Source organism: Mesorhizobium sp. (genome assembly GCF_004962245.1).
In the GTDB taxonomy this organism is placed as follows: domain Bacteria; phylum Pseudomonadota; class Alphaproteobacteria; order Rhizobiales; family Rhizobiaceae; genus Mesorhizobium.
Window position 1 is genome coordinate 1 of sequence record NZ_SUHQ01000042.1, and the last position, 22,785, is coordinate 22,785.

A 22,785-nucleotide genomic window follows, 5' to 3' on the forward strand; every position below is an offset into this window, starting at 1 on the left:
CATCTCGGCGGCTTGTGCCCCGAGACCAGCGATTGCGGAACCGGCCACCACAGCCACACATGCCAGAATGGTTTGACGTCCGCGCCGTTTCCTCTCTGCTGCGGGAAGCGCCGATGAAACTTTACCCGTAAAAATAAAGGACCTGTTGAGCCGCATTTCATCTCCTCCTCGAGACATGCTCGTAATGCCGCCGCCGGCCTCATTATGACGGGCTACACAGGAAATGAAATTGAACTTCCGTTGCGATCTCGAACCAGCGTCAGGAGCGAGATGTCCGACTGTGGCAGAGGATGCCGCCCGAAAGCTGCTCCTGCTCAAGATCGTTGCCGGGAACCAGCCTCGCTCGAGATGCTGCCTCGGTCAAATCGCTCGCTCGGACTTAGCGTCGAAAATCGAGGCCCGGTTCATGTTGATGTCGATCGGCAGCCTCTCGCCGGGACGGCTGACGTCATGCGCCTGCAGTTCCGCCATCACCGGCGCGCCAGCGAGGCGGAAAGTCGCATAGCTCCGCGAACCGGTCGGCTGCAGCAGGTCGATCGTTGCGTCGTAGCGAAATATGCCCTGCGCAGGTGCCGCTGCGTGTGCGCGCGTCAGATGTTCTGGCCGCAGCCCCAGCAGCACCGCCTGTCCGTCCGCAGCGCCATTCAAGGTCCGGCCGGGCGCGACCGGCAGCAGCGTATCGGCGAGCCGGATGGCGGCAGCGCTGCCGTCCAACTTCAGCGTGCCCGGCAGGAAGCTCATGCGCGGAGAACCGAGAAAGCCGGCGACGAAGGTCGAGGCGGGGCGCTCGAACAGGTCGAGCGGCGCGCCCTGCTGCTCGATCAACCCGTCGCGCATCAGCACGATGCGATCGGCCAGCGTCATCGCCTCGATCTGGTCATGCGTGACGTAGATCATCGTGGTGGCAATGTCCTGGTGAAGGCGCTTGATCTCGCCGCGCATTTCGTCACGAAGCTGCGCGTCGAGATTGGACAGCGGCTCGTCGAACAGGAAGATGCGGGGGTTGCGGACTATAGCGCGGCCGATGGCGACGCGCTGGCGCTGTCCGCCGGACAATTGACGTGGAAAACGCCCGAGCAGCGGGGTGATGCCAAGCATGCGTGCCGCCTCGGCAACGCGTGCCTCCACCTCTGGCTTCGGCATCTTGCGAGCCTTCAGGCCGAAGCCGATGTTCTTCGCCACGCTCATGTGCGGATAGAGGGCATAATCTTGAAAAACCATCGCCACATCGCGGTCGCGCGGTCGGAAATCGTTGACCACTTCGCCGCCAATCTCGATCGTGCCTTCCGAACTCTCCTCTAGCCCTGCGATGGTCCGCAGCAGCGTACTCTTGCCACAGCCGGACGGGCCGACCAGTACGGTGAACTCGCCATCGCGAATGTCGAGGTCTATGCCGCGCACGGCATGGAAGGCGCCGTAGCGCTTGTGCAAGCCGGTGATCCTGACTTCGGCCATGCCGACCCTTTCTATCCGCGAACGGCGCCGAGCGTCAGCCCGCGCACGAGATGTCGTTGAGCAAGTACTCCCAGCGCGATCGACGGCACGAGGGAGACGATGGCAAGGGCTGCCGCCTCGCCATATTGCGCGCCCTGGAAGCCGATGAACGCGCGGAACACCGTTGGCAGCGTGAAAGCAGTGCGGCTGGTCAGGATCAGCGCGAAGAAGAACTCCGTCCAGCAGGCGATGAAGGCGAAGACGGCCGCGGCGACGATGCCGGGCGCGGCGAGCGGCACTGCGACGCGCCAGAATGCCTCCCAGCGCGTGCAGCCGTCGACGAGGGCCGCCTCCTCCATCGATTTCGGCATGCCGCGGAAATAGGCGAACATCATCCATACCGATACCGGCAGCGTGAACACCGTATAGGCGATGATGAGGCCAATATGCGTGTCGTAGAGGCCGACGCCGCGATAGATCAGGAATACTGGCAGCACGATGCCGATGGGCGGCAGGAAACGCTGCGACAGCACCCAGAAGGACAGATGCTGGCCGCCGGTATTGTAGCGCGCCAGGCTGTAGGCCATCAAGGTGCCGAACAAGGCCGAGAGCACCGTTGCCGACAGTGAGATGATCAGGCTGTTGATCAGCCCGTCGAGGCCGCGATAGGCGAACAGCGCGGCTTCGTAGTGGACAAGCGTCGGCGCGGTGGGGAACCAGACCGGCGGCACGGTGAGATAGTCGTCGCTCGGCTTGATCGAGGTGTTGAACATCCAGTAGAGCGGCCACAGCACGAAGAGCAGGAAGAAGCCGAGCAGCAGGATACGGCCGACGGGTACCGACCGGCGTTTCGTGCGGCGGGCGGGCGCGACAGCGGCCATCAGACCGGCTCCGCCTTCAACAGGCGCCGCACCAGCAGCGTCACTACGAGTGCGGTGAAGACCAGGAACAGCCAACTTCCGGCGGTCGCCTGCGACAGGTGGAACTGCGTGAAGCCGACTGTGTAGAGATAGTAGGACGCCGTGTAGGTCCGCGTACCCGGCCCGCCGCCGGTCATGATGAAAATAGTATCGAACATGCGGATGGCGTCGAGCAGCCGAAAGGTCAGCGCCAGCAGCATCATCGGCGCGAGATGCGGCAGGGTTATCGCCCAGAATGCCTGCCAGGCATTGACGCCGTCGAGTTCCGCCGCCTCATAGAGGTTCGGCGGAATGGCGGTCAGCCCGGCGAGCAGGATGACGAACATGAATGGCGTCCACTGCCAGACATCGGCAATGATCAGCGAGGCATAGAGCCATGGAGCTTCGGTCATCCAGCCGATCGTCACCTCCTGCCCCAACAATTGCGTCAAGATGTAGTTGGTCGGCCCGAAAGGCCGTTGCAGCAGCAACGTCCAGGCCTGGCCGACGATGACCGGGCTGATGAACAGCGGCACGATCAGGATCGACATGATCACGCCGCGGCCCGGAAAGCCGCGCACCATGGTCAGCGCCACCAGAAGGCCAAGCACGAACTCGATGGCGACGCTGACCCCCGACAGCCACGCCGTCAGCAACAGCGACCAACGCGCGACGGGATCGAACACGACCCGCTCGAAATTCTTCAATCCGACAAAGGCGTGGCCCGGCACCTGGAAATCGTAGTTGATGAAGGACACGACCAGCGAGAACAGCAGCGGATAGATCGACAGCGCCAGGATCAGCAGCACTGCTGGCGCGACCAGCAGCCATTTGAAGTGGCGATCCGCCCATTGTGCGAAGCCCGACAGCCGGGGCGGGGCGCCGGCAGCTTTCATGCGACTGATGGTGGCGGTGTACTGCATCGATTATAATCCGAATGCGCCTGGCGGTTGCGACGAGGTGTTGCGGGCCAAGCGCCCGCAACACCGATTTTGATCAAGAGAACCGGCCGGCGTCCCCGACGCCGGCCGAGGCCTCACAGGGTAACCGCCATGCCGAGCTTCTCCACCGTGTTGTCGGCGGTGGCGCCCGGCAGTTTCAGGAACTCGGTGTAGAATGCCTTCTGCGAATCCACGCCGAGCCGGTCAGTCGTCTCGTTCCACTCGGCCGCCGCCGTTTCCAGCGACGCCTTCGGATCCGCACCGGCCCACACCGCAGTGCACATGCGGTCGATGCTCAAGAAATAATCCTGCGCGCCGGGCATGATCGGGTCGAGGAGGCCGACATTGGCCGAGTTGTTGAGATTGCTCAGATACTCCTTGGCGCTCGGGAACAGCGCGCCGTAGAGCTCGGACTTGAAGTGGGAGATGCGGTAAGGATCGCGCAGCGCATAGGGCAGCATGCAGCGAGCAAGCGAGACGGGCGGCGAGCATATCCACTGCATGAACAGGTAGGCCGCTTCGGGGTTGGCTGAATCAGCCGACAGCGCCTTGTTGTAGCCGGTCGCATGTTCGGGATTGCCGGGCACGACCGCATAGCCTACCTTGCCGGCGATCTGTGATTGCGGGATGAAGTTGATTGCAGTGGCCGACTGTGAATAGTTCGCGGCCATGCGGCCTGACGGCGGCCAGGAGTAAATCATCGCCACCTTTCCGGTGAGGAACGCCGCCCATAGCGAGACGGCGTCGAGTTCGTTGTTGCCGGGGATCGACGCCGCATTGGCCGCAATCATGTTCTGCAGCGTCTTGACGCCGGCATCCGAAACCAAGCCGGCTTTCATGTCGTCGCCGAACAGTTTTCCGCCGTTGGCACGGTACTGCTGCAGGAAATCGAACTGGTTGCCCGGGCTGCCCGCTTTGCGGAAATGGCCCGCGCCGTAAACGTTGGGCGCCATCTGGTCAGTGATGAACTGGGCGATCTGGGCATACTCCTCCCAAGTCTTCGGCGGCGCAAGCTTGGCGTTGAACTTGGCCTGGTAGGCCTCCACCATCTTCGGATCCTCAAAGATATCCTTGCGATAATAGAGTGCGAACATGTCGCCGTCGTCGAAGAAGCCCCAGACCTTGCCTTTGTAGGTCGGCAGCGCCTTGTAGAGGGGATGATAATCCTCAAGGTCGGCCAAGTTCATGTATTTGGCGATGTAGTCGTCAAGCGGTGCGATGACGCCGCCATCAGCGAGCGACGGCGTCCAGGCTGGCGAGATGTCAAGGACGTCATAAGCGCCTGAACCGGCAATGTGCTCTGCGACGGCCTTGGAGTACTGGTCCGGGTTCGACAGTTCGACCACATTCGACTTCATGCCCGTAAGCTGCTCCCACATCGGCCCACTGAAATTGCGCGGGTCGAGCGCCTGCAGGCCGGCCTCGTAGGTCATGTTCAGCGTAACGCCCGAATGCGCCTTGGCCGCCTCGACCGCGCGGAAGGCGGAACCGTCCGCCGGTCCTTCCATCGACGCCTTCATTGCCGCGGCCTGCGCCTGGCCGAGCGGCGAGCCGGCGTCGGCGAGTTCGAGCTTCTGCTGGGCCAGCGCCCAATCCGTCATCATACCCAGAATCGGCCCGGATGCCGCCAGCATGCCGGTCATCTGGCCAAAGCGGGTTATGAAGGTTCGGCGGGTGGTCTCGCCGCGCATGAAGGCGTCGACCTCTGCTTCGAGGCCTGCCTGATAGTCACGTTTTTCATGATCGTTCATAATGGTTGGTCCTCCCATTTTTCCGTTTGCGTCACTCGTCCGCGGGCGCGGCGGTCGAGCATTCCTCCCGTGAAGCCGCCGCGAAGGGCCGCGGCGACGCGCCGAATTCTCGTTCTCCTATGCCCCGAAGCGGGCGGCGAAACCGGCCAACCGATTCTTCCATACCTCGGTCGAAAGCACCTCGCGATTGACCACGCCGCGCGGTTCGCGGCCTTGCTGCACCTCGATCACCGCCTTGACGTCGGCTGCACCGTTGCCGGCAAAGCACTGGTCGGTCCAACAGAGCGCGTGCGGCGCCAGGATGACGTTGTCGAGCTTGAGGATCGGATCGTCGGCATCCGGCGGCTCCTGCTCCAGCACGTCGAGTCCCGCGCCGGCGATGCGGCGCTCCTGCAGCACCTTCGTCAGCGCCTTCTGGTCGACGATCGGGCCGCGCGCAGTGTTGATCAGGTAAGCCGTCGGCTTCATCAGGGCGAGTCGTTCGGCATTGACGATGTGATGGGTCTGAGGCGTCAGCGGGCAGCTCACCGACAGCACGTCGGCGCGGCGGAACAGATCCTCCAGCCCGACCAGTTCGATGCCGAGTTCGGCAGCGACATTCCTGTCGGCGAATGGATCGTGGGCGATGAAATTCATGTCGAAGGGCTTCGCCATGCGAAAGACCTCGGCGCCGATGTTGCCAACGCCGAGCGATGCCAGCGTCCGTCCGACCAGGCCCAAACCCATATGCTCCGAACGCTTGTCGAATCCATAAGGCCCCTTGCGGGTCAGGGCGTCCTTCGTGAGCAGCTTGCCGGTCAGTGCCAGCATTAAGGTGATCACGGATACGGCAACGGGCCGCCGCACACCGTCGGGCGTGATGACCAGCGCGATGCCGGCGGCGGTGCAGGCCTCGACGTCGACGGTATCGTAGCCGACCCCGAAACGGGCGACGACGGCCAGGCGGCCGCTCTTTGGGACACTGGTCGCATCGAAGCGATGGGCGAGCAGGATCAGCGCATCGAAATCCTCAAGCTGCTCGGCGCGCAGCGGGTTGTTCGGCTCCAGGAACGCCATCTCCACGCCGGGCGCATTGCGCAGCGGCTCCAGGTCGAAGTCGGGATAGGTCGGCGAGCCGTCCGGCTTGCGGAAATCGCCGGAGAGCGCCACCCTGAACATTGCGTTGGCCATCGTCTCCTCCACCTCACTTGCAGCCGGCCCGGATCTTGGAGACTGCGTCGGCCATCGCATCGTGCAGGACCCAGACATCGCCCGAATAGCAAATGAAATCGAAGCCTTGCGCGTAGAAGTCGTGCCCCTGCTGCACGTTGGGCACCAGGCGTCCGAGCGATTTGTTGTGCTTCTTGGCGGCGGCGACGATCTTGTCTATCGCACCGGTAAAGGTGGGATGGGCGAAGTCGCCGGGAACGCCGAGTGAGACCGACAGATCGAAGTGTCCGACCCACAGACAATCGACCCCGTCCAATCCCGAAATGCCGTCGATGTTCTTGACGCCCTCGGCGGTCTCGATCAGGCAGATGAACGCCGAGCGCTGGTTGGCCGCTTCGAATTTATCTGCAACCGAGCCCGGACGGTAGCGGTCATGCGCGATCTGCAAGGCTACGCCGCGAGCGCCGGCAGGATGGTATTTCATGGAATTGATGATGTGCTGAGCCTGTTCGACGGTACTCACCATCGGCGCGATCAGGCCTTCGGCGCCCATATCCATGGCGCGGGCGAGGAAATGGTAATCCTGTGACGGCACACGCACCATTACCGGCAGGTCGGCTGCCTCGAAATAGCGGATCGCGCTCTTCACCGTCTCCAAGCTGAAGCCCGAATGCTCCATATCGAAGAAGACGAAGTCGCAGCCGGCGGACTTCAGAATGTGCCCGATTCCCGGCGTCGCGAACTCGGCGACGAGCGTGCCGAGCTTGACCCTGCGGTGAGCGGCTAACGCCTTGAGACCTGGCTGTGACATCCACTTCCCTCCCCTTCGCCCCGAAAGGCGATGCGATTATCCTTTGTTCAAGGCGCAGCCTCGAGAACGAGGTCGCAGATCGTCACCAATTTGGCGTCGACGAGCGGCGCGCTCTGCGTGTTGAATTCATCGAAATGAGCCGTGCGGCAGTGTTCGTCGAAGGCGGCCTCGCTATCATAAATTTCGTAGAGCACGATCCGGTCCGGTTCGCCGCGCGCCTCCGTCACGTCGAAGCGGCGGCAGCCGGCCTCATTGCGAACCGACGCGGTCGCATTGGCGTCGACCAGCTTTCGAAAGCTGTCTCGGGTGCCCGGCTTTAGGCGGAAATCGACCCAGACAACGAAGCTGGTCATCACTTGGGCCTCGCGATTTCCAGATAGCGCCGCGACACATATTCCAGATGCCTGCGCATCGCTGCTTCGGCCTCGTCCGGATCGCGCGCCGCGATCGCCTCGAAGATTTCGCGATGGGCCTCGTAGGCCTTGCGGTCTTCACCTTTGGCCAAGGTCGTCCGCCGTTGTTCGAGCAGCCACTCGGCCAAGGCCGCGTGGATAGCCGTGAAGATTCGATTGCGGGTGATCACCGCCAGCACGTAGTGGAAGTCCACGTCCGTACGCTCGAAGCGCGTGAGGTCGCCGATCGACTGCCGGTTAATCTCGAGCGCCTCCTTGAGGTTTTCTATGTCCTCTGGCGTGGCATTCACGGCGGCGTTGCGGGCAAGCCCGACCTCGAAAAACAGACGCGCGCTCTGGAAGTCGTGAACCCCGCCCGGGGCCGAAATCATGTGCCGTGCCGGCCCTGAGAGAGCGTCGATCACGAATTGGGGCGTGGGGCGGGTGACGCGGGCACGCTCGCCGGACCTCACCTCGACAAGACCCATCTTGCTCAGATGCAGTAGCGCCTCACGGATTGAAGGGCGCCCGACCCCGAACTGCCGCATGAGTTCCCGTTCCGACGGAAGCCGGTCGGCTTCGGCCAACTCTCCAGTGCGGATCATCCGCTCGAGGTGCTCCACGACCTCGTCGGAAAGCTTCCGCTGTCTGATCTGAATCCCAATCACGTGGCATACCTTTTATACCAGGCTAGCAAGCTATTGCCCTACTATCGCTATGTCAAACAGAACTCTTGTCGACAAAACCACCGTCGCCAGGACTGGTTCCGAGACCAATGCACCACACGCAACGATCTGGCGGATGACAATCCGACTGAGTGTCCGCTGCCGTTGGCCAACGCTATCCGGGAGCGTTGTCGAGTCGGACGGGCGAAAAAATCAAAACAGGTGCATTGCGATGGCAATCCACAGGGATCACATGCGGGATATACGGGCTACGGCACAGTCCATGCTCCGTTCGTCCCGGCAGGATTTCCATCAATTTTTGCCAGGTGAAGCTCCGCTGCCAGGCGAATTGTACCAGTCGAAACGACGATGCCGCCGCGCGGCTCAGGGGCCCGGAAGAGGGGGCAATCCGCACGGCCCCGGTGTTGCCGGCAGGACCCAGCGCGGAACTCGACCGCCATATCGGCTACTGGAAGCTGTATGCCACGAGTCATGGGGAACTCGACGCCAACTAAGCAATTCAGGAGGAGGTTCGCAACGTTGCCCGTTCGCACTCCGAAGCCGTCTTGGAACGTCCTGCTGCCGCAACGGGCAGATCGGCACCGGTTTGGACGACCCACGGCAAAAATACAGGACGATAAGCGTATAGCGGTCGATGCCTTTGGTTCGCGCCCATCGACGATCGCAAAGGGCCCGCGCCACTCGGCGACGCGGGCCGATCCGGCCGGGGCCAGTTATCGGTTCGAAAGATAGAGTGCTTCCTCATCGTCGCGCTGTTTACCGCCAAGCGCTGCCGCGACGCTGGCGATGAAGGCACCGACAACCAGCGACAGCGCGCCAAGGAGTGCGAACGTGGCGCTGGCTTTCCTGGCTGTATCGGCGGCCTGCTGGGCCTTGATCTTCGCGTCGTTTACCTTAGCGATTATTGCATCGACGCGTGCCTTGGCATCGGCCTGCGAAAGCCCGGTGCGCACGGCCACAAGTTGCGTCAAATAGGCATTGTCGTCTGCCGAGACCTCCCCAGCCGCCGCACTGGCGACCAGGATGCGCGAGGCCTGCGCGGCCGTTGCGGCGTCGTTTTGCGGACTAGCAGCCGCAAGTTTGCTGGGGTCGGCCGGCCGAAAAAGCGCATCCACCAAGTAGGATGTCGTGTTGTCGAGCGCTCCGCTGGCATTGGTGGAGGCGCCGGCCGAAGCTCCCATCGCAGCACCCGAGACGACGGTCGAAGCGGCTTGAACGCCTGAGCCCAGTGCCGCAGAAAGGGCCGAGCCCAACACACCGGCTACAAGCAGCGTGGCCAGCGCCCAAGCCAGGAAGCCGTGGGCGGTATCGCGAAAAAAGACTTCGTCCGTGTGGATGCCCACCCATTTGGTGCGAAGCCGGCCAGCAAGATAGCCGCCGACCCCCGATGACAGCCACTGCACGACTACGAGCCACACGGCGGTGGACGCCGCGAATGTAGTGACCGAGACACCTGAGCCGGACCACGGCGATACCATGGTGAGGCCGAGTCCCGAGCCGACCAGCATCAGGATGAGTGTGAGAGTCGACGCGGCGAAGGCGCCGGCGATGATTGGACCCCAACTCACAGCAGGGGCCGAGGATTCGTTCGAAGCGGAAACATCGGCGGCCAAGAGGGTTGACTGCATCACAGCCTCCTACCGCGCGAAAAGCATAATGAGAATGATGATCGGAATGGGGACACCGAGCAGCCAGAGCAAGATACCGCGACCCATGGAAACCTCCCGTGCGTTGTGAACGATGATCTAACAATGTTGTTGCAGGGGTTCTGTTCCGTGCACTTGCCGATCGACGATCCCTGCAAAGTTGGAGGCGGGCAGCGCATGCCCGTGCATCAGTTTCGCTCAGCCTTTGATCGACGCGACAAGGCGGGAGAACAGCATCAAGAAAACGCCAGTGGTCACCACAAGATGCCAGGGAAAAGCTAATATGCACTAGCGGCGCGAGCGTGATGCATCGGGCGCTTAGGTTGATCTGCGGAATTCACCGGTGAAGAGCCGGAACAAGGCCCAAGCCTCGGGTATTAAGCGGCCGCTGGCGTTTGATGAAGATGCCAGGTCTTGGGCCTAATTCGATCAGCCTGCCCGACTTGTCGAGCTTCACCAGGCTCGCTGGGATGATCGGTTGCCGGATCGAGGTCTTCGAGAACGAAGGTCACTCTCTCCTGTTCAGCGAGGTCGGCCGGGAGTGACTCTCGAAAACCCGAAACCAGAACCGGTAATCGGCTTGGCGACCGTCACAGCGCGCACGAAGAGCACACCAAGCGGCGGCGAGCGCAGCCTTGTTGTGCTCAAGCGTTGCCGCAGTGGCGAGGGCGCTTGCCTTCCCACGAACGGTCGAAGGATTTGGTCTGTCGCGTTTCTGCATGACGATGTTCCTGCGTGAATGTCCGACGCAGGGTTTTTAGGATGGCCGGACGTTCAAACTCCAATTGAGCCACGATCGAGGAAATCCGCCTCGAGTTTTCGTGTCGTCCCTGGCATCACATCGCCTTCATTCAACAGTCTTGATCTGTCCTCCGCTCGTCCAAAATCAAATCGGCTGCCCGTCCAAAACACAGTCTCATACAACAGGAACTTGTTGGGCAAGCATTTCCAGATGCTGCCTGCAGATAGACTCGACAAGATCATGCAGGATAGCGGTTCGCTCGCCGAGCCATTCCAACGCCTCGATGCTGATCTGATAGTGCTCGGAATATCGCGCCTTCACGTAAGCCTCGTTCAGCGTGTTGAACCAGGCACGAAGGCGCTGTTGGTCACGCGGCCAGGCGTCGGTCAGCCGCCGGTCCCGTTCCTCGGCCAGAGTGCGAAGAAAGTTCAGGTTGTGTGATGGCGGGCTGTAGCTTGTGAGGGTCAGCAGCAATGCTGAATAGGCATGCTCGACGGCTTGATGGAGCAGAAATGCGGCCTCGTTGTTACGTCCTTTTGCCAGGGCATATTTGGAGGTGTCTAATAGACCACCAGCCCCGGGGAAACGGTTCTGAAAATTCTCACCAGCCAACCTCAGTGCGTCCGCCGGGCTCTGCGGTTTGGGTTCGGCCAGCGGTTCGTCATCGAGTTCGTAAAGCACGATACCCTGGCGCCGTATTTCGGAGAAGAAATACTGTCCCTGCCTAAGCGCAGTATTCACTTCCCGGCGAGAGTGCACGATCAACCCGACCTGGGTGGACACACCGCGATCGCGCAACAGCCGATCGCTGGCCTTGTACCAGTAGGTGGCAAAGTCCGTCAGCTTGCGATTGTTGACGATGACGAGGAGATCGAAATCCGAGCGGTAGCCCTTCATGGTGTGCGGCTCATCCACCCAGTCGCCGCGCGCATAGGAGCCGAAAAGGATGATTTTGAGAACTCTGCCCTTCTTTTTGAACTCGGCCGAACTGCCTTTGAGCGCATCCTCAACCTCTTCGAGGAGGATCTCGACGACGCGGGCGAGTTCGCGCTGCTTGTTCGACGGCAGGTGGTCAAGACTGGTTTTCATCATTCGATAGTGCATGGTCCGCGATCTGGACGGAAGGGTTAGATGATGCCGGCTGCGAATTCTATGCCCGCTGGCATCACCGCTTTTCATGCTAGCCTTTGATCGAGTGTCACAACTCCGGCTTGTCACGATCAGCTGCAAGGATTATGTTGCAACATAATGGCAACGTCAAACAGGACGTTGTGGCAAAATATGAAAAAGAATCGCCAGAAGACACCTGCGGCGCGCGTTATAGTAGCGCCACCTAATATCTTCAAGCGCGATTCTTCTGTATTTGTTGCAACATCATTGAAGCGTTGAGAACGCAAGCTCGAGACGCTCCGTCAACAGCGAGTCCAATCGGGATGAGACCTTGTATTCTCGTTTGCTCCTCAGATGCCAGCTATTACCTGCTTATTAGCTATATCCTCGAAATTGAGGGTTTTGCTTGTCTTCCGGCCAGCGACTGCGTAAAGACGCTGGAACTGTTGCCGCAATGCCCCTTCACGTCTGTGCTGCTCGATTGCAGCGATTCATCTTGTATGCCCGACGCTATCGATCGCCTCTGCCAGGCGAGCAAGGAACGGTCAATTCCACTTATTGCCGTGCTTCCTTCGAGAAACGAAGCCCTGTATTTTGGGCTTCTGAAGGCCGGCGTCGATCATATCTTGGTCTCGCCCCATTCTCCTTCGCAGATCGTCCGCGCCTTGCGCGCTCTGGCGGGCATGGGCAAACAGATTACGAGCCTCGCGAACATTGGCGAGGCGGGGCTTTCGTGGGGAAAGCTCGAACTGTTCCCCCGACAACATCGCGTGCGGTATGATGGTAAGGGTATCGTTCTGGGGCCAATACAGTTCAGGCTGCTGGCTACGATGATGGTCGATCCTCGGCGCATTTTCAGCCGGGAGGAGCTCATCCGAGCGGCGTGGGCGCCCAACATTCACGTGGAACCGCGCACTGTAGACGTACATATGGGCCGTCTGCGCGAAGCTTTGAGGAAGGCGGCCGGCCGCGATCTCATTCGTACGGTGCGTTCGGCCGGATATGGACTGGATGCCTCCGGTTGAGCAGGAGAACGGCAAAAAAACTCTCACTGCTGGCGGCCCGTGACAGGAGTCGTCATCAAAAATTGTCACAAAATTGTCTCCGGCTTTATGGAATTTCGGGGACCACGCGCCGACTATTCGAACCGACGAGGCACGGCGCAAAACTGGTTTCTTGGTCATTGGACTGCCGTTTCTCTCGCCGCGCGAGCGCTGGAGGAATTCGATGGTCAGCCTATCTGCCGCAAACGCTGCAAAAAGCAGCAGGCACACAAGCCGAAACACGCAGGGCCTGATCGACAGCGCTAGCAATCATTTCGCCGCTGCGCGCGTTCAGGGACTGATGGCACTATATGCGCGCCCGCTCGCCGGACGCGGCGTGGCAATCAGCATTGACCGGAACAGGGAACATAGGGTCGTCGACTTCGTCCGCTGTTCCTATCTTGGCTTGGACAACCATCCAAAGATCATTGGCGGAGCTCTTGAGGCTATCGAGCGCTACGGCACGCTACACTGGTCGTGTGCGCGTACTCGTCTGAACTTCGCTTTGATCGGGGAACTGGAGGACAGTCTCTCGGATCTCTTCGCTGCGCGCGTGATCGTCTACACAACGGTGCTGGCCGCCAATATGGGAGCGCTTCCAATCCTGGCATCCGGACATTTTACCGGCGGCAAGAAGCCTGTGATGGTTTTTGACCAGCTGGCGCATGCGTCGCTGGCATTTCACAAGGGCACGATCGCCGAAGAAACCGAAGTTGTTACAATTGCTCACAACGACTTGCAGTCCCTCGAGACGATCTGCCGCGAGAAAGGCGCTGTGGTCTACATCTGTGACGGTATCTACTCGATGGGGGGCAGCGCGCCCATTGAAGACCTGCTGGCGCTGCAGCAGCGCTATGGGCTTTTTCTTTACATCGACGACGCCCATGGCATCTCGATCTTCGGCCGTAATGGCGAAGGCTACGCACGCTCTCGGATTCCAGGCCCACTTGGCGATCGCACAATCATTGCCAGTTCTCTGGGCAAGGGCTTTGGTGCGTCGGGCGGTCTGATCATGCTGGGCACGTCACAACAAGAAGATCTGTTTCGCAGCTTTGCCGTCGCGCATGCCTTTTCGGCATCCCCGAATGTTGCGGCAATCGGTGCAGCACTCGCATCGGCGGAACTACATCGCACGACAGAACTGCATCGGTTGCAGTCGGCGCTCCAGGACCGATTGCAGCTTTTTGATCGGATGTTCGAGACGAGCGAGGCCCACAGCCAGCTGCCAATCCGCATGGTCGCGATTGGCGACGAGCTGATTTCGATCGGGGCGGCTCGCGCCATTCTTGATTGCGGCTTCTACGTGTCGGCCGTCTTCTTTCCAACTGTCCGCAAAGGGCGATCCGGATTGCGCATATGTCCAACGGCCGGACACGACCCCAAAGACATCGAGAGGCTATGCGACGCTCTTGCTGCGATTGTCCCATCCGATGAGGCCGGCCCAAAATCGCCAACTACGCTTGCATCAAACATCATCAAGGCGGGAGAAGGTCGTTGATGGTTCTGCAAACGGATCGTCTCTTTCTGAGGCCCCTTCTGCCCTCGGACGCGGACGCATTGTTTCTGCTTCATTGCGATCCGCTCGTCGTTCGCCTCACGACAGGCGGCCAGCCGATGAGCCGCAATCAATCGGACGAACTGCTCGATCTTTATCTCAGAGAGGCGAGGGAATTTGGACTGACGTTCTTCGCCGTTTTTGAAAAGCAGCCAGATGGTGATCTTCTCTTTGCAGGGCGATGCGGTCTGCGCAGTTTCAAGCATGATGCCGTTGAAATCGGCTATTGCTTCTCCAACCGGGCCTCAGGACGTGGCCTGGCGACTGAATCGGCTAGTTTGATTGTTGCCGACGCCTTTGGCAGGTTGGGTTGCCCGAAGCTGGTCGGACTGGTTCGGCCCACCAATCACCAATCGCAAATGGTGCTCAAGAAGCTTGGATTTACGCACAGCGGTATGACGAGCCATCGCGACATCAATTATCTCAGCTTCGAACGGAATAAGGCTGAGTGGCCTGGGCCGAGCCTGGAGCAGACCTCTCGAAGGTCCTCCTGAAGTCAGCAGCCGCCCTTCAGCGTCCGCCAACCTTCGCAGTGGACCTGCTAGGTGCGACGACCGTCCTCGCCGCCCGACCTCGGCAGCGGATAGCTCGTGCTGCGCCCCCCGGCTCGTGCTTGACGAACACGCCCTCGCGCGACGAGGTCATTGATGTCGCGGAGCGCCGTGTCGTTGATATCTTGGTCAGCGTCGCCCGTTTCGAGGGGGTGAGCTTGCCCTCGAAGCCGTCCAACAGGAGGTTGACGACCTTGCGCTGATGCTCGTTAAGCGGCGCCAGACAATCCTGGGTGGCGTCGAGCATCATCTCGACCACGCCTTCGACGTCGGTCGGGTGATCAGTCTCTCGGTCCAGTATTGACCGGACCTGTGCTACCCCACTGGATCCAAGGTGCAGTCTTGCCGGTGACTTCCTTCACCGTCTGCAAGAGCGTTTGATTGAGCGCCACCAAAGCCCTGTGGTGATCGCTGCCAGGCGCTATGAGCGGCTGGGTGATGCTCTTATGGAGCTTCTCAGCGTCCGCGAGAAAGCGTGCGATTTGGGCTTCTGAGAGCTGTTTGGAAAGTCTGTGCCTGACCATTTTGCGATCTCCGTTTTTGAGGATCGCCGCAACAGGGCTAAAGGACCATATTCCTCCCAGTAGAACGGGAGGTTCATGTCCTCACCGTCGACAACAGATCAGAAGATGCCGCAGCAGCATCCGCGGGCCGCGCCTGCGCTCTCCTGAAACGGCACGGCACCAAAAACGCTCATGGAATTGGATTGGGAGATCTTCAAGCCGGTACACCGGCAGAAGCGATCCTTGGTACGGCGAAAGCCTTGGGCGCGGGAATGATCGCGATGGGTGCGTACGGGCACAGAGGAATCCGAGAGATCTTTGGTTCCTGTACACGACACGTCCTGGCAAATTCCTCAAAGTCCCTATTTCTGTACCATTAGGACAGCTTTGGTCGCCATTCATGGTCAGGATGTGACCGTGGTGAAAGACTAGTCGAACTGCGCGCCGGTAAGCCTCTCGGAGCCCAGGACTGTCGTCCAATCTTTCCCCCGTCAGCCGACACCTCCGTCAGATCAGGGGTGCGTCCCGCTTGGTCGATGCAGTGAATACTTCTGAAATAAATGCACTAATGAGCGGAGGCGGGCAGAGGTTAGCTGCCAGATGAGACCTATTTCGCGCACGGGTGCGGTCGGAAGCGACATGCAGCTCATCGAGGCCAGCCGCCAGGTCAGTTGCTCCAGCGCGCGCAAAAGCCCGCGCCTCCGGTGGAGGACGCGGGCCGATCGGGAATACGGGCCCGAACCTGCAGCTCTATCCGGGAGATATTGCTGCCAACCCATGCATTTTTAGCGTGAGCTAACGTTTCGGACAACCGCGAAAGTGCTTCACCGACCAAGCGGCTGCCGCGACAACGCGACGAGCTGCGCTTCGTCGCTGATTCGGACATGTATTAGGCAATGATACGAGAGGCAACGCTTCTCGATGAGCTTCAGGTTCGCTTTGCTCTTCGCTTTTATGTTGTAGGCAACGCCGAAGCTTGCGGCTTCGGCTTCGCCCGCTGCCAGCATCCGTTTCGCATCGGAGAGAGTGAGGGTGGTGCGAGAACAGGGCATCGTCCTTATCGTCTCGGGTTGCTCTTCAGCGGTGATCGAATGCCTCCTAAGCTACACGCGGGTGGACGGCACCGAGGTAAAAAGAGGTTAGATTCGATGGCAAGCTGAGTCCTGGGGCGAGCTCGCGATCCTCGGCGGGTTCCCACCTGGCGCGACCTGGCCGAGGAAGACTTTCGCCTCGTGCCTGGCCTCTTCAGACGTCCAACGCCATGCAGGCCGATCGTGTACCGAAGGGATTGGCACGGGGCGTAGGGCCTACCCATTGGGCCTCCATCAATTTGGGATGCGGACGACCGTAACAAGCGCTCCGCTTCGCCATTGCAGGGGCGGCAGTGGCCTCTCCATCTAAGGCTTCGGCAGGCCGCCTGTCAGTCCGAAATCCTCCGGCGCTTCGCCAATCTCGATCAAGCCTTGCCGAAGTCCATCTTCCATAAGGCCGCGCTTGTCCTCGTCGACGTAAGACAGTCCGACGGTGATTCCTTCGCGCCAGGAAGGGCCGCGGTTCCATGCTTCCGCGAAAACCATTCCGAGGTCTCCGTGTCGCCGGGTTTGAACCAAGGCTTCAAAGAGAGATACGGCCTGCGTCGTATCTTTTTCTCGCTTCGTGTAGCCGGAAGCATCGTTCCGTCGCCGTGAACTGACGATCAGCTTGTGGACCGCGTACCGCTCCGGTGCGGGAACCACAACGGGGACGCCGCTTTTGTGGAGCATAACGGTGCGCACCGGATCCTGAATGAGGAAATCGAGGAACCTGAGGGGCTGGGCGGAGGCCCCGCCGAGCGCTGGCATTTTTGCGGCGCGACCTGAATAGTCGTCGCTTCCTGTGTTCGGGGTCAAGAACTCGACCTTGAACTTTTTCGAGTTTTCAAATTGGGTGCTTAACCTGCCGTCCGACTGGTGAGGGACATCACGAAATGTCGGATCGATCTTCTTGAGCACTTCCAAAATCGGGGGAAGGCTGTCTTCGACCGCGGCGGAAATCGAATGAAACTGGGCGAAATCGGCATCGCCGGTCTGCATGACCGTCGAAGGGAGACGGACTCCGAGGAGGCCTGAATAGCACTGATAGGCGACGTTCCCGACTAAGACGGCCCTGAGCCTGAACAGTCCAACATTCGAAAGCGCTGCCACAACGTCGCCCGTAAACCGCTCCGGGGAAGGCAGGTAGGCGTTTCTGACCAAGGTCGAAACCAGCTTGCGTCGGCTCTTGAGGTCATTCTTTAGCTCGTTGAACTTCGCAACCCGGCTGTTTATCTCTTCGTCGGAACACGGGCCGACATATTTCCTGAAGGGCTTTCCGTCGACTTCAGTCTGGAAATACCAGAACTCCAGGTTTTTCGCCTTCTGCTTCACGAAAAGCCCGTCAGGCGAAAACTCTGAGGTAAAGGCCGCGTCGAAGGTTCGCTGATCGAGTTCGGCGAACATGGTTCTGTAGACGAGATCGATTTCTTTCATTCAAGATGTCCGGTTGTACATTTTTCGCAATTTATGTACAACCATACCATTCAGGGCGGCGAGGTTCAAGGGTTGTAAAGTTCTTGCAAAAAGTTTACAACCACGCTCGTTAGTGGCCTGAGCGCGACCCCTCCAGTGAAATCTACATCGGCCAGTTTGTCTGTTCGGTTCACCGACCAGCAGATCGCGGCTACTGCTTCACGGAGGTCGACGTGACCCAGGTGTCCGACAGCACGTAGCCTTGTGGGTACGGATCCTCCGGATCGAGATAGTAGGCATGTTCTCCGGTGATCATTGGCGCGGGGGTGGCCGACGGATCGTGAAAATCATAGGCTGCCGGCTGCGAGCGCCGGCGGATGGCCGACCCGGGAACTCTTCAAGCGCGGCGGCAATGTCGCAAAAAAGCCCGCCGCACCTTGCGGGTCGGCGGGCGATCAGTCGTTCACCAAGCACAGGGTGTGGGCGGGGGATCGCGTGTGCCCGGTGCACGGATCGTTCATACGCGCGTCGGCGGCGCCGCGTCTACCAACCGGCAGTTGGACCGACCTCCTGCCGATGTTTTCACTAGCCTACCGTCAGTCCGGGTCGTCGCAGGACGCAATTTGCCGATACCGGAAGTGATTGCGGATGTGTTCGTTGAAATAGCGGCCCTTGGCAAAGGCGGCTTTGAACGCGGCGAAGGTTTCCGGCGGCACGTCCTCAAACTCGTATCGTTTGCCGCTGGCGACGAACCACACCGAGAGCATTCTGCTATCCGGATCGTATTCCGTTTTGCGTATCGTGGTAGACGGCATGGCGGCGGCTCGATCAAAAGGAGTCAACGATCGGTTAGGCCGTCGCGTTCCTGGTGATTTGTAAGCGCGCTACGTCACCAAATTTCGGTGCAGAGAGCCAATCCAGGACGATCTCCTCGCCCGGACATTGTGGACGATGCCGTCGACCCCTGGGCTGGTTGGCGCGACGCGATGGTGACCACCGCCCAGACGAGGGATATTTGGGACCGCTCGTGGGCCTATGCGCACGCGCTAGACGTCCGTGAACACGCAGTGCTATCAAGAAGCAGTGGCAATCACGGCGCTGGTGCGCGTTACGACCAATCCCCCAAGCCATTCCACTGAGCTGTGAAGTACCCTCGCGGAACGTCCTTCTCGCACGTTGCCTGTTGCCATGGGTCACATCCACCAGCACGCAAGCGTGAATATTTCTCACCGGAGGATCAAGTGAAACTCGTTTGCCGGACTGCACGCGGTGGTCAGTCTTTGGATCTGACTGATTTGCGCGTAGTTGCAAGAGGACTCTGTCACTCGCACCTCCACTCGCGGTATCCTTAGAGAGGATTACTGATCATGCGAGCGTTGGTGGTACATGTGGTGACGCTCTGTTGTGCAGTGAACATGCCTATTCCTGGTTTGGCACAAACAGATGAGCAGAAGCCGGTCTATTTCGGCCAACGTTCCGCAAATCCGAAGCACGAGACGTTCGGCCGGCTGGTCGGATATGAACGTCCAAAATTGCAAAATTGGGGGCGACGGATGATGACTTGACCTCCCGCCGCACGGAAAAGCAATCAGGCGGCCAGAAGTGGTGACGGTGCCTGTCGTGGCCAGTGGCCAGATATCGCCAAGGGCTGCCATTTCCGCCCGCTCTGCGTCCACTGGGAGTGCGGATCGAGTGGCGTCTCATTTCATCAAAGCGCGGATCGCCGACCTGCATTCCACCGCGCCTGTCGCGAATTGCTGCGCGCGGCTGCGGCTGTCCTGGTCGGGGAGCCGCTCGCCGAAGTCGAGATAGCAGTCCAGCAGCAGCTCGCACAGTGCCGCGGCGCGTTCCGAGACGTCCGGCGAGACACCGTTTCTCAACAGGGGTGAAGGGCCGAATGGCTGTTGCGCGATGTGGAATGATCGTTCGCGTGCCTGCCGTGCAAGGCCCTCCAGACTCGATCCTTCAGCTTCGGAAGCGTTGGCGGCCGCTGCCTCAAGATGCCCAGCCAACCGCAGCTCCAGTTCCGGCAGGTCGAGGACGGGCGCGCGCGGCCTCGCGTCCTGCCGGGCGTGAAAGGCTCGCCGTCTTTCGCGGCGAAGGGTGGCCAGGTGGCCTAGCTCCTCGCGTGCCATCTGCTCGGCGGCTTCTCGCAGCAGATCCTGGTCTGTCTGCGCAGCCACATAGGTCCAGAACAGGAAGGCCCTCTCCTCGTTGCGCACAGCCATCGAGAAGGCTCGATAGGCGCTGAGCAGCTCGGGTGCGACCATGCTCGCCCCCTCGTCGTCAAAGGTATCTGTGGGTTCCCATTGCAGGTTGGAAAGGTCGGGCTTCTTGCCGCTGACCTTTTCGGACCAGTGCACGACATTCCCCAAATGCTGGCTTTCCTCGCCGGCCAGTTGTTCAAACACCGCCACCATGTCCGGCCTGTTCTCCTGCCGCATATGGTCGGCCAGCTTCGAATAGCCGTCGATCGCTTCATGCTCCATGGCGTAGGCGATCGCCAGCAACTCATCCATCGACGTTACTGCCGCGAAGGGTTCCGACTTAAGAAGCGACATGCCTTCAATCTCCTGCCCGGCCTGCTGCGGTCGTATCTATAGCAGAAAAGAAAGGCCATTAATTTGCGCTGGCACAAAGACGCTTGGGTTGAATCAGGTATCAGTTGCGGTAGTTCAGTCGGGGCGAGGACGGGCGCGAAACCTGTCCGACATGACATATCGGAAGCTAATCTTGAGCATATGGCCCCTCAGCAATCTCGTCCGGCGCGCCGTTCGGTCGCTCATTGCTTTCATAACGATCGCAGTGGCAGCCTTTGCACTCTTGTCCAGCCCAATTCCAGCTTCGGCGGCAGGCAGGCTGGCGGAATTCCTCCAGAAAGCTCAGCCGTCCGAGATATTCCAGGGCGCCGAGAGCTTCGGCCGCCCGCAGGGCGACCCGCCCATTACCCCCGTTTATCGGGGTAATGAACTGGCGGGATATGTCTATCTCAACACCGATTTCACCAGCTCGGTCGGGTATTCGGGAAAGCCGATCCACATCCTGGTCGGCATCGACCCAACCGGAACAATTCGCGGCTTCAAGCTGGTCGGGCATTCCGAGCCGATCGTTCTCATCGGCATCCCTGAAGAGAGGGTAGTCGCCGCTCTCAATTCTCTGATCGGCAAGGATCTCGGACGCGTGGCTGCAGGGGCCGAGAGGCATCCGGAGGTCGATATCGTCGGCGGCGCGACCGTGACTGTGCTCGTCATGGGCGACAGCATCGTTCGGTCGGCGGTCAAGCTGATCCGAAGCGGCCGCCTTGGGGGCGGCGACGTTGCAGGGGCCGGGTCCTCGCAGCCGTCGGCGGAAACACGCGCGCTTGACCTTTCAAAGCAGGAGGTCCGCGGCTGGCAGAGCCTGGTCGGCGACGGGTCGGTCCGGAGCCTGCGGCTGACAGTAGGTGAGGTGACGCAGGCATTCCAGCAGGCGGGTCAGGCGGAGGCGGCGAACCGCCCCGAGAGCCGGAAACCCGAAGACCTCTTCATCGAGCTCTACGTTGCTCCCGTCAGCGTCCCCACGATCGGCGTGAGCCTGCTGGGCGAGCGCGGTTACGAGCGCCTGCATCAGAAGCTGAAGGACGGACAGCAAGCGATCATCGTGGCAGGCGATGGGGCTTACTCGTTCAAGGGCTCCGGCTATGTCCGCGGCGGCATTTTCGACCGCATCGAGCTTCTGCAGGATGGCGGGGGCGTCCGCTTCCGGGACCGGAATCACACGCGCATTGGCGATCTCGCGGCGGAGGGCGCGCCGAGGCTTCGCGAGATTGCTCTTTTCACCGTCCCGGAGGACTTCAGTTTCAACGTGACGGAGCCTTGGGAGTTGCAACTCCTCGTCCAGCGGAGCTTCGGTGCACGCGACAAGGCGTCCCTTCCGTTCAACGTGAGCTACTCCCTTCCCGAGCAATATGTCGTGGTGAAGCAGGCGGCGCCGCCGGCTCAGGAACCTGCCGCGGCTGGAACCGCACCGCGAGCGTCAGCCGATGCCAGCCTTGGAGCAGGCAGTCCCGGCGAACCAGAGGCCGAGGAAGACGAGTTGTGGAAGCGCATCTGGCAGATGAACACCGTGTCGATAGCCATCACGGTGGCTGCCCTTCTGGCGCTCACGGCGATCTTCTTCTTCCAGGACTGGCTGGTGCGGCGTCCGCGGCTCTACACCTGGGTGCGCCGTGGTTATCTGCTCTTCACGCTGGTTTGGCTCGGCTGGTACGCCAACGCGCAGCTCTCGGTCGTCAACGTTCTGACCTTCACCAACTCCCTGATAACCAGCTTCAACTGGGAGTTCTTCCTCTCAGCGCCTCTCGTTTTCATGCTGTGGGCGTCGGTGGCGGTAGGGCTTCTCTTCTGGGGACGCGGTCCGTTCTGCGGCTGGCTTTGTCCATTCGGCGCTCTTCAGGAACTGACCAACAACCTGGCCCAATGGCTGAAAGTGCCCCAGATCAAGGTGCCGTTCGGCCTTAACGAACGGCTATGGCCGATCAAATACATCATCTTCCTGGGACTGTTCGGCCTGTCGTTTTACTCGCTGGCGCTGGCGGAAGTTTTCGCCGAAGTCGAGCCCTTCAAGACTGCCATCGTCCTCAAGTTCGCCCGCGAGTGGCCGTTCGTCATCTTCGCGCTCACGCTGCTGGCGGCGGGGCTGTTCATCGAACGCTTCTATTGCCGCTATCTGTGTCCGCTGGGCGCCGCACTCGCCATTCCTGGCCGCATCCGGATGTTCGAATGGCTGAAGCGGTGGCCCGAATGCGGTTCTCCCTGCCAGCGCTGCGCCAAGGAATGTCCGGTTCAGGCGATCCATCCGGAGGGTCAGATCAACGTCAATGAATGCATCTACTGCATGCATTGCCAGGAACTCTACCATGACGATCACCGCTGCCCGCATATGATCCAGGTGCGTCTCAAACGCGAAAAATTCCAGGCTTTGTCTTCTCCCGCCACCAGCGGGAAGGGACCCGCCAAGCCCGTCATTTCCCACAAGGGAATCCCTGTCGAACGACCGGAAACGGTTGCCGGTCCATCGATTTAACAACCCCAACAACAGGAGAGCT

General features: G+C 60.5%; 20 protein-coding genes and 1 pseudogene. 6 read left to right on the forward strand and 15 right to left on the reverse strand.

The features are described 5' to 3' along the window. Positions 1-360 precede the first annotated feature (360 nt). From ugpC to nanR, 8 genes are all read right to left on the reverse strand, one after another. Positions 361-1,455, reverse strand: coding sequence for a sn-glycerol-3-phosphate ABC transporter ATP-binding protein UgpC (ugpC, locus tag E5X88_RS30400; RefSeq protein WP_292167787.1), 1,095 nt, complete (start codon positions 1,453-1,455; stop codon positions 361-363). 11 nt (positions 1,456-1,466) lie between these two features. Beyond that, entirely contained in the window at positions 1,467-2,315 is an 849-nt protein-coding gene (locus E5X88_RS30405; protein WP_292167789.1) for a carbohydrate ABC transporter permease, read from the reverse strand. Next, the gene (locus E5X88_RS30410; protein ID WP_292167792.1) at positions 2,315-3,256 is read right to left on the reverse strand and encodes a carbohydrate ABC transporter permease; all 942 of its coding nucleotides are present in this window, start codon (positions 3,254-3,256) and stop codon (positions 2,315-2,317) included. Before E5X88_RS30410 ends, E5X88_RS30405 begins: the two co-directional genes overlap by 1 nt. Positions 3,257-3,369: 113 nt before the next feature. Then, the gene (locus tag E5X88_RS30415) at positions 3,370-5,025 is read right to left on the reverse strand and encodes an extracellular solute-binding protein (RefSeq protein ID WP_292167794.1); all 1,656 of its coding nucleotides are present in this window, start codon (positions 5,023-5,025) and stop codon (positions 3,370-3,372) included. A 117-nt stretch (positions 5,026-5,142) separates the two neighbouring features. Then, positions 5,143-6,195 (reverse strand): NAD(P)-dependent oxidoreductase, encoded by a 1,053-nt coding sequence (locus E5X88_RS30420; protein ID WP_292167795.1) that lies wholly within the window; start codon positions 6,193-6,195, stop codon positions 5,143-5,145. Between the two features lie 13 nt (positions 6,196-6,208). Beyond that, complete coding sequence (locus E5X88_RS30425) at positions 6,209-6,985, reverse strand: aldolase/citrate lyase family protein (RefSeq protein ID WP_292167797.1); 777 nt, start codon at positions 6,983-6,985, stop codon at positions 6,209-6,211. A gap of 47 nt (positions 6,986-7,032) precedes the next feature. Next, entirely contained in the window at positions 7,033-7,338 is a 306-nt protein-coding gene (locus tag E5X88_RS30430) for a putative quinol monooxygenase (RefSeq protein ID WP_292167799.1), read from the reverse strand. After that, positions 7,338-8,000 carry a transcriptional regulator NanR gene (nanR, locus tag E5X88_RS30435; RefSeq protein ID WP_292167801.1) on the reverse strand — a complete coding sequence of 221 codons (663 nt, stop codon included), beginning with the start codon at positions 7,998-8,000 and terminating at the stop codon, positions 7,338-7,340. Before nanR ends, E5X88_RS30430 begins: the two co-directional genes overlap by 1 nt. Before the next feature lie 464 nt (positions 8,001-8,464). Here nanR and E5X88_RS30440 point away from each other — a divergent pair. Then, positions 8,465-8,683, forward strand: a pseudogene (locus E5X88_RS30440) (hypothetical protein); the annotation flags it as partial. A gap of 93 nt (positions 8,684-8,776) precedes the next feature. On the opposite strand, the gene E5X88_RS30445 reads toward E5X88_RS30440, so the two are convergent. Together E5X88_RS30445 and E5X88_RS30450 are read right to left on the reverse strand one after the other, a co-directional pair. After that, a complete protein-coding gene (locus E5X88_RS30445; RefSeq protein ID WP_292167802.1) occupies positions 8,777-9,691 on the reverse strand; it encodes a hypothetical protein in 915 nt (304 codons plus the stop codon). Positions 9,692-10,625: 934 nt separating this feature from the next. Beyond that, positions 10,626-11,540, reverse strand: a complete 915-nt coding sequence (locus tag E5X88_RS30450; RefSeq protein ID WP_292167834.1) for a nucleotidyltransferase and HEPN domain-containing protein — start codon at positions 11,538-11,540, stop codon at positions 10,626-10,628. A 344-nt stretch (positions 11,541-11,884) separates the two neighbouring features. On the opposite strand from E5X88_RS30450, the gene E5X88_RS30455 reads away from it, so the two are divergent. The 3 genes from E5X88_RS30455 to E5X88_RS30465 all read left to right on the forward strand — a co-directional run bounded on the left by E5X88_RS30455 (position 11,885) and on the right by E5X88_RS30465 (position 14,653). Beyond that, entirely contained in the window at positions 11,885-12,586 is a 702-nt protein-coding gene (locus E5X88_RS30455) for a response regulator transcription factor (protein WP_292167804.1), read from the forward strand. A gap of 202 nt (positions 12,587-12,788) precedes the next feature. After that, positions 12,789-14,102, forward strand: a complete 1,314-nt coding sequence (locus E5X88_RS30460) for an aminotransferase class I/II-fold pyridoxal phosphate-dependent enzyme (RefSeq protein WP_292167806.1) — start codon at positions 12,789-12,791, stop codon at positions 14,100-14,102. Next, positions 14,102-14,653: a GNAT family N-acetyltransferase gene (locus E5X88_RS30465; RefSeq protein WP_292167835.1), complete on the forward strand. Its 552-nt coding sequence runs from the start codon at positions 14,102-14,104 to the stop codon at positions 14,651-14,653. The genes E5X88_RS30460 and E5X88_RS30465 overlap by 1 nt, the downstream gene beginning before the upstream one ends. Positions 14,654-14,669: 16 nt before the next feature. Here E5X88_RS30465 and E5X88_RS30470 read toward each other — a convergent pair whose 3' ends face one another. Then, a complete protein-coding gene (locus E5X88_RS30470; RefSeq protein WP_292167808.1) occupies positions 14,670-14,960 on the reverse strand; it encodes a hypothetical protein in 291 nt (96 codons plus the stop codon). 456 nt (positions 14,961-15,416) lie between these two features. On the opposite strand from E5X88_RS30470, the gene E5X88_RS30475 reads away from it, so the two are divergent. Beyond that, positions 15,417-15,593, forward strand: a complete 177-nt coding sequence (locus E5X88_RS30475; RefSeq protein WP_366664836.1) for a universal stress protein — start codon at positions 15,417-15,419, stop codon at positions 15,591-15,593. Positions 15,594-16,037: 444 nt separating this feature from the next. On the opposite strand, the gene E5X88_RS30480 is transcribed toward E5X88_RS30475, so the two are convergent. The 4 genes from E5X88_RS30480 to E5X88_RS30495 form a co-directional block, all read right to left on the reverse strand. Next, positions 16,038-16,220, reverse strand: coding sequence for a hypothetical protein (locus E5X88_RS30480; protein WP_292167809.1), 183 nt, complete (start codon positions 16,218-16,220; stop codon positions 16,038-16,040). 390 nt (positions 16,221-16,610) lie between these two features. Continuing rightward, a complete protein-coding gene (locus E5X88_RS30485) occupies positions 16,611-17,720 on the reverse strand; it encodes a GSU2403 family nucleotidyltransferase fold protein (RefSeq protein WP_292167810.1) in 1,110 nt (369 codons plus the stop codon). A 575-nt stretch (positions 17,721-18,295) separates the two neighbouring features. After that, a complete protein-coding gene (locus E5X88_RS30490) occupies positions 18,296-18,514 on the reverse strand; it encodes a KTSC domain-containing protein (RefSeq protein ID WP_292167839.1) in 219 nt (72 codons plus the stop codon). An 885-nt stretch (positions 18,515-19,399) separates the two neighbouring features. Further along, positions 19,400-20,218 carry a ferritin family protein gene (locus E5X88_RS30495; RefSeq protein ID WP_292167811.1) on the reverse strand — a complete coding sequence of 273 codons (819 nt, stop codon included), beginning with the start codon at positions 20,216-20,218 and terminating at the stop codon, positions 19,400-19,402. 214 nt (positions 20,219-20,432) lie between these two features. Between E5X88_RS30495 and E5X88_RS30500 the strand changes: the two genes are divergently transcribed. Further along, a complete protein-coding gene (locus tag E5X88_RS30500) occupies positions 20,433-22,763 on the forward strand; it encodes a NosR/NirI family protein (RefSeq protein WP_292167813.1) in 2,331 nt (776 codons plus the stop codon). The last annotated feature ends 22 nt before the right edge of the window (positions 22,764-22,785 follow it).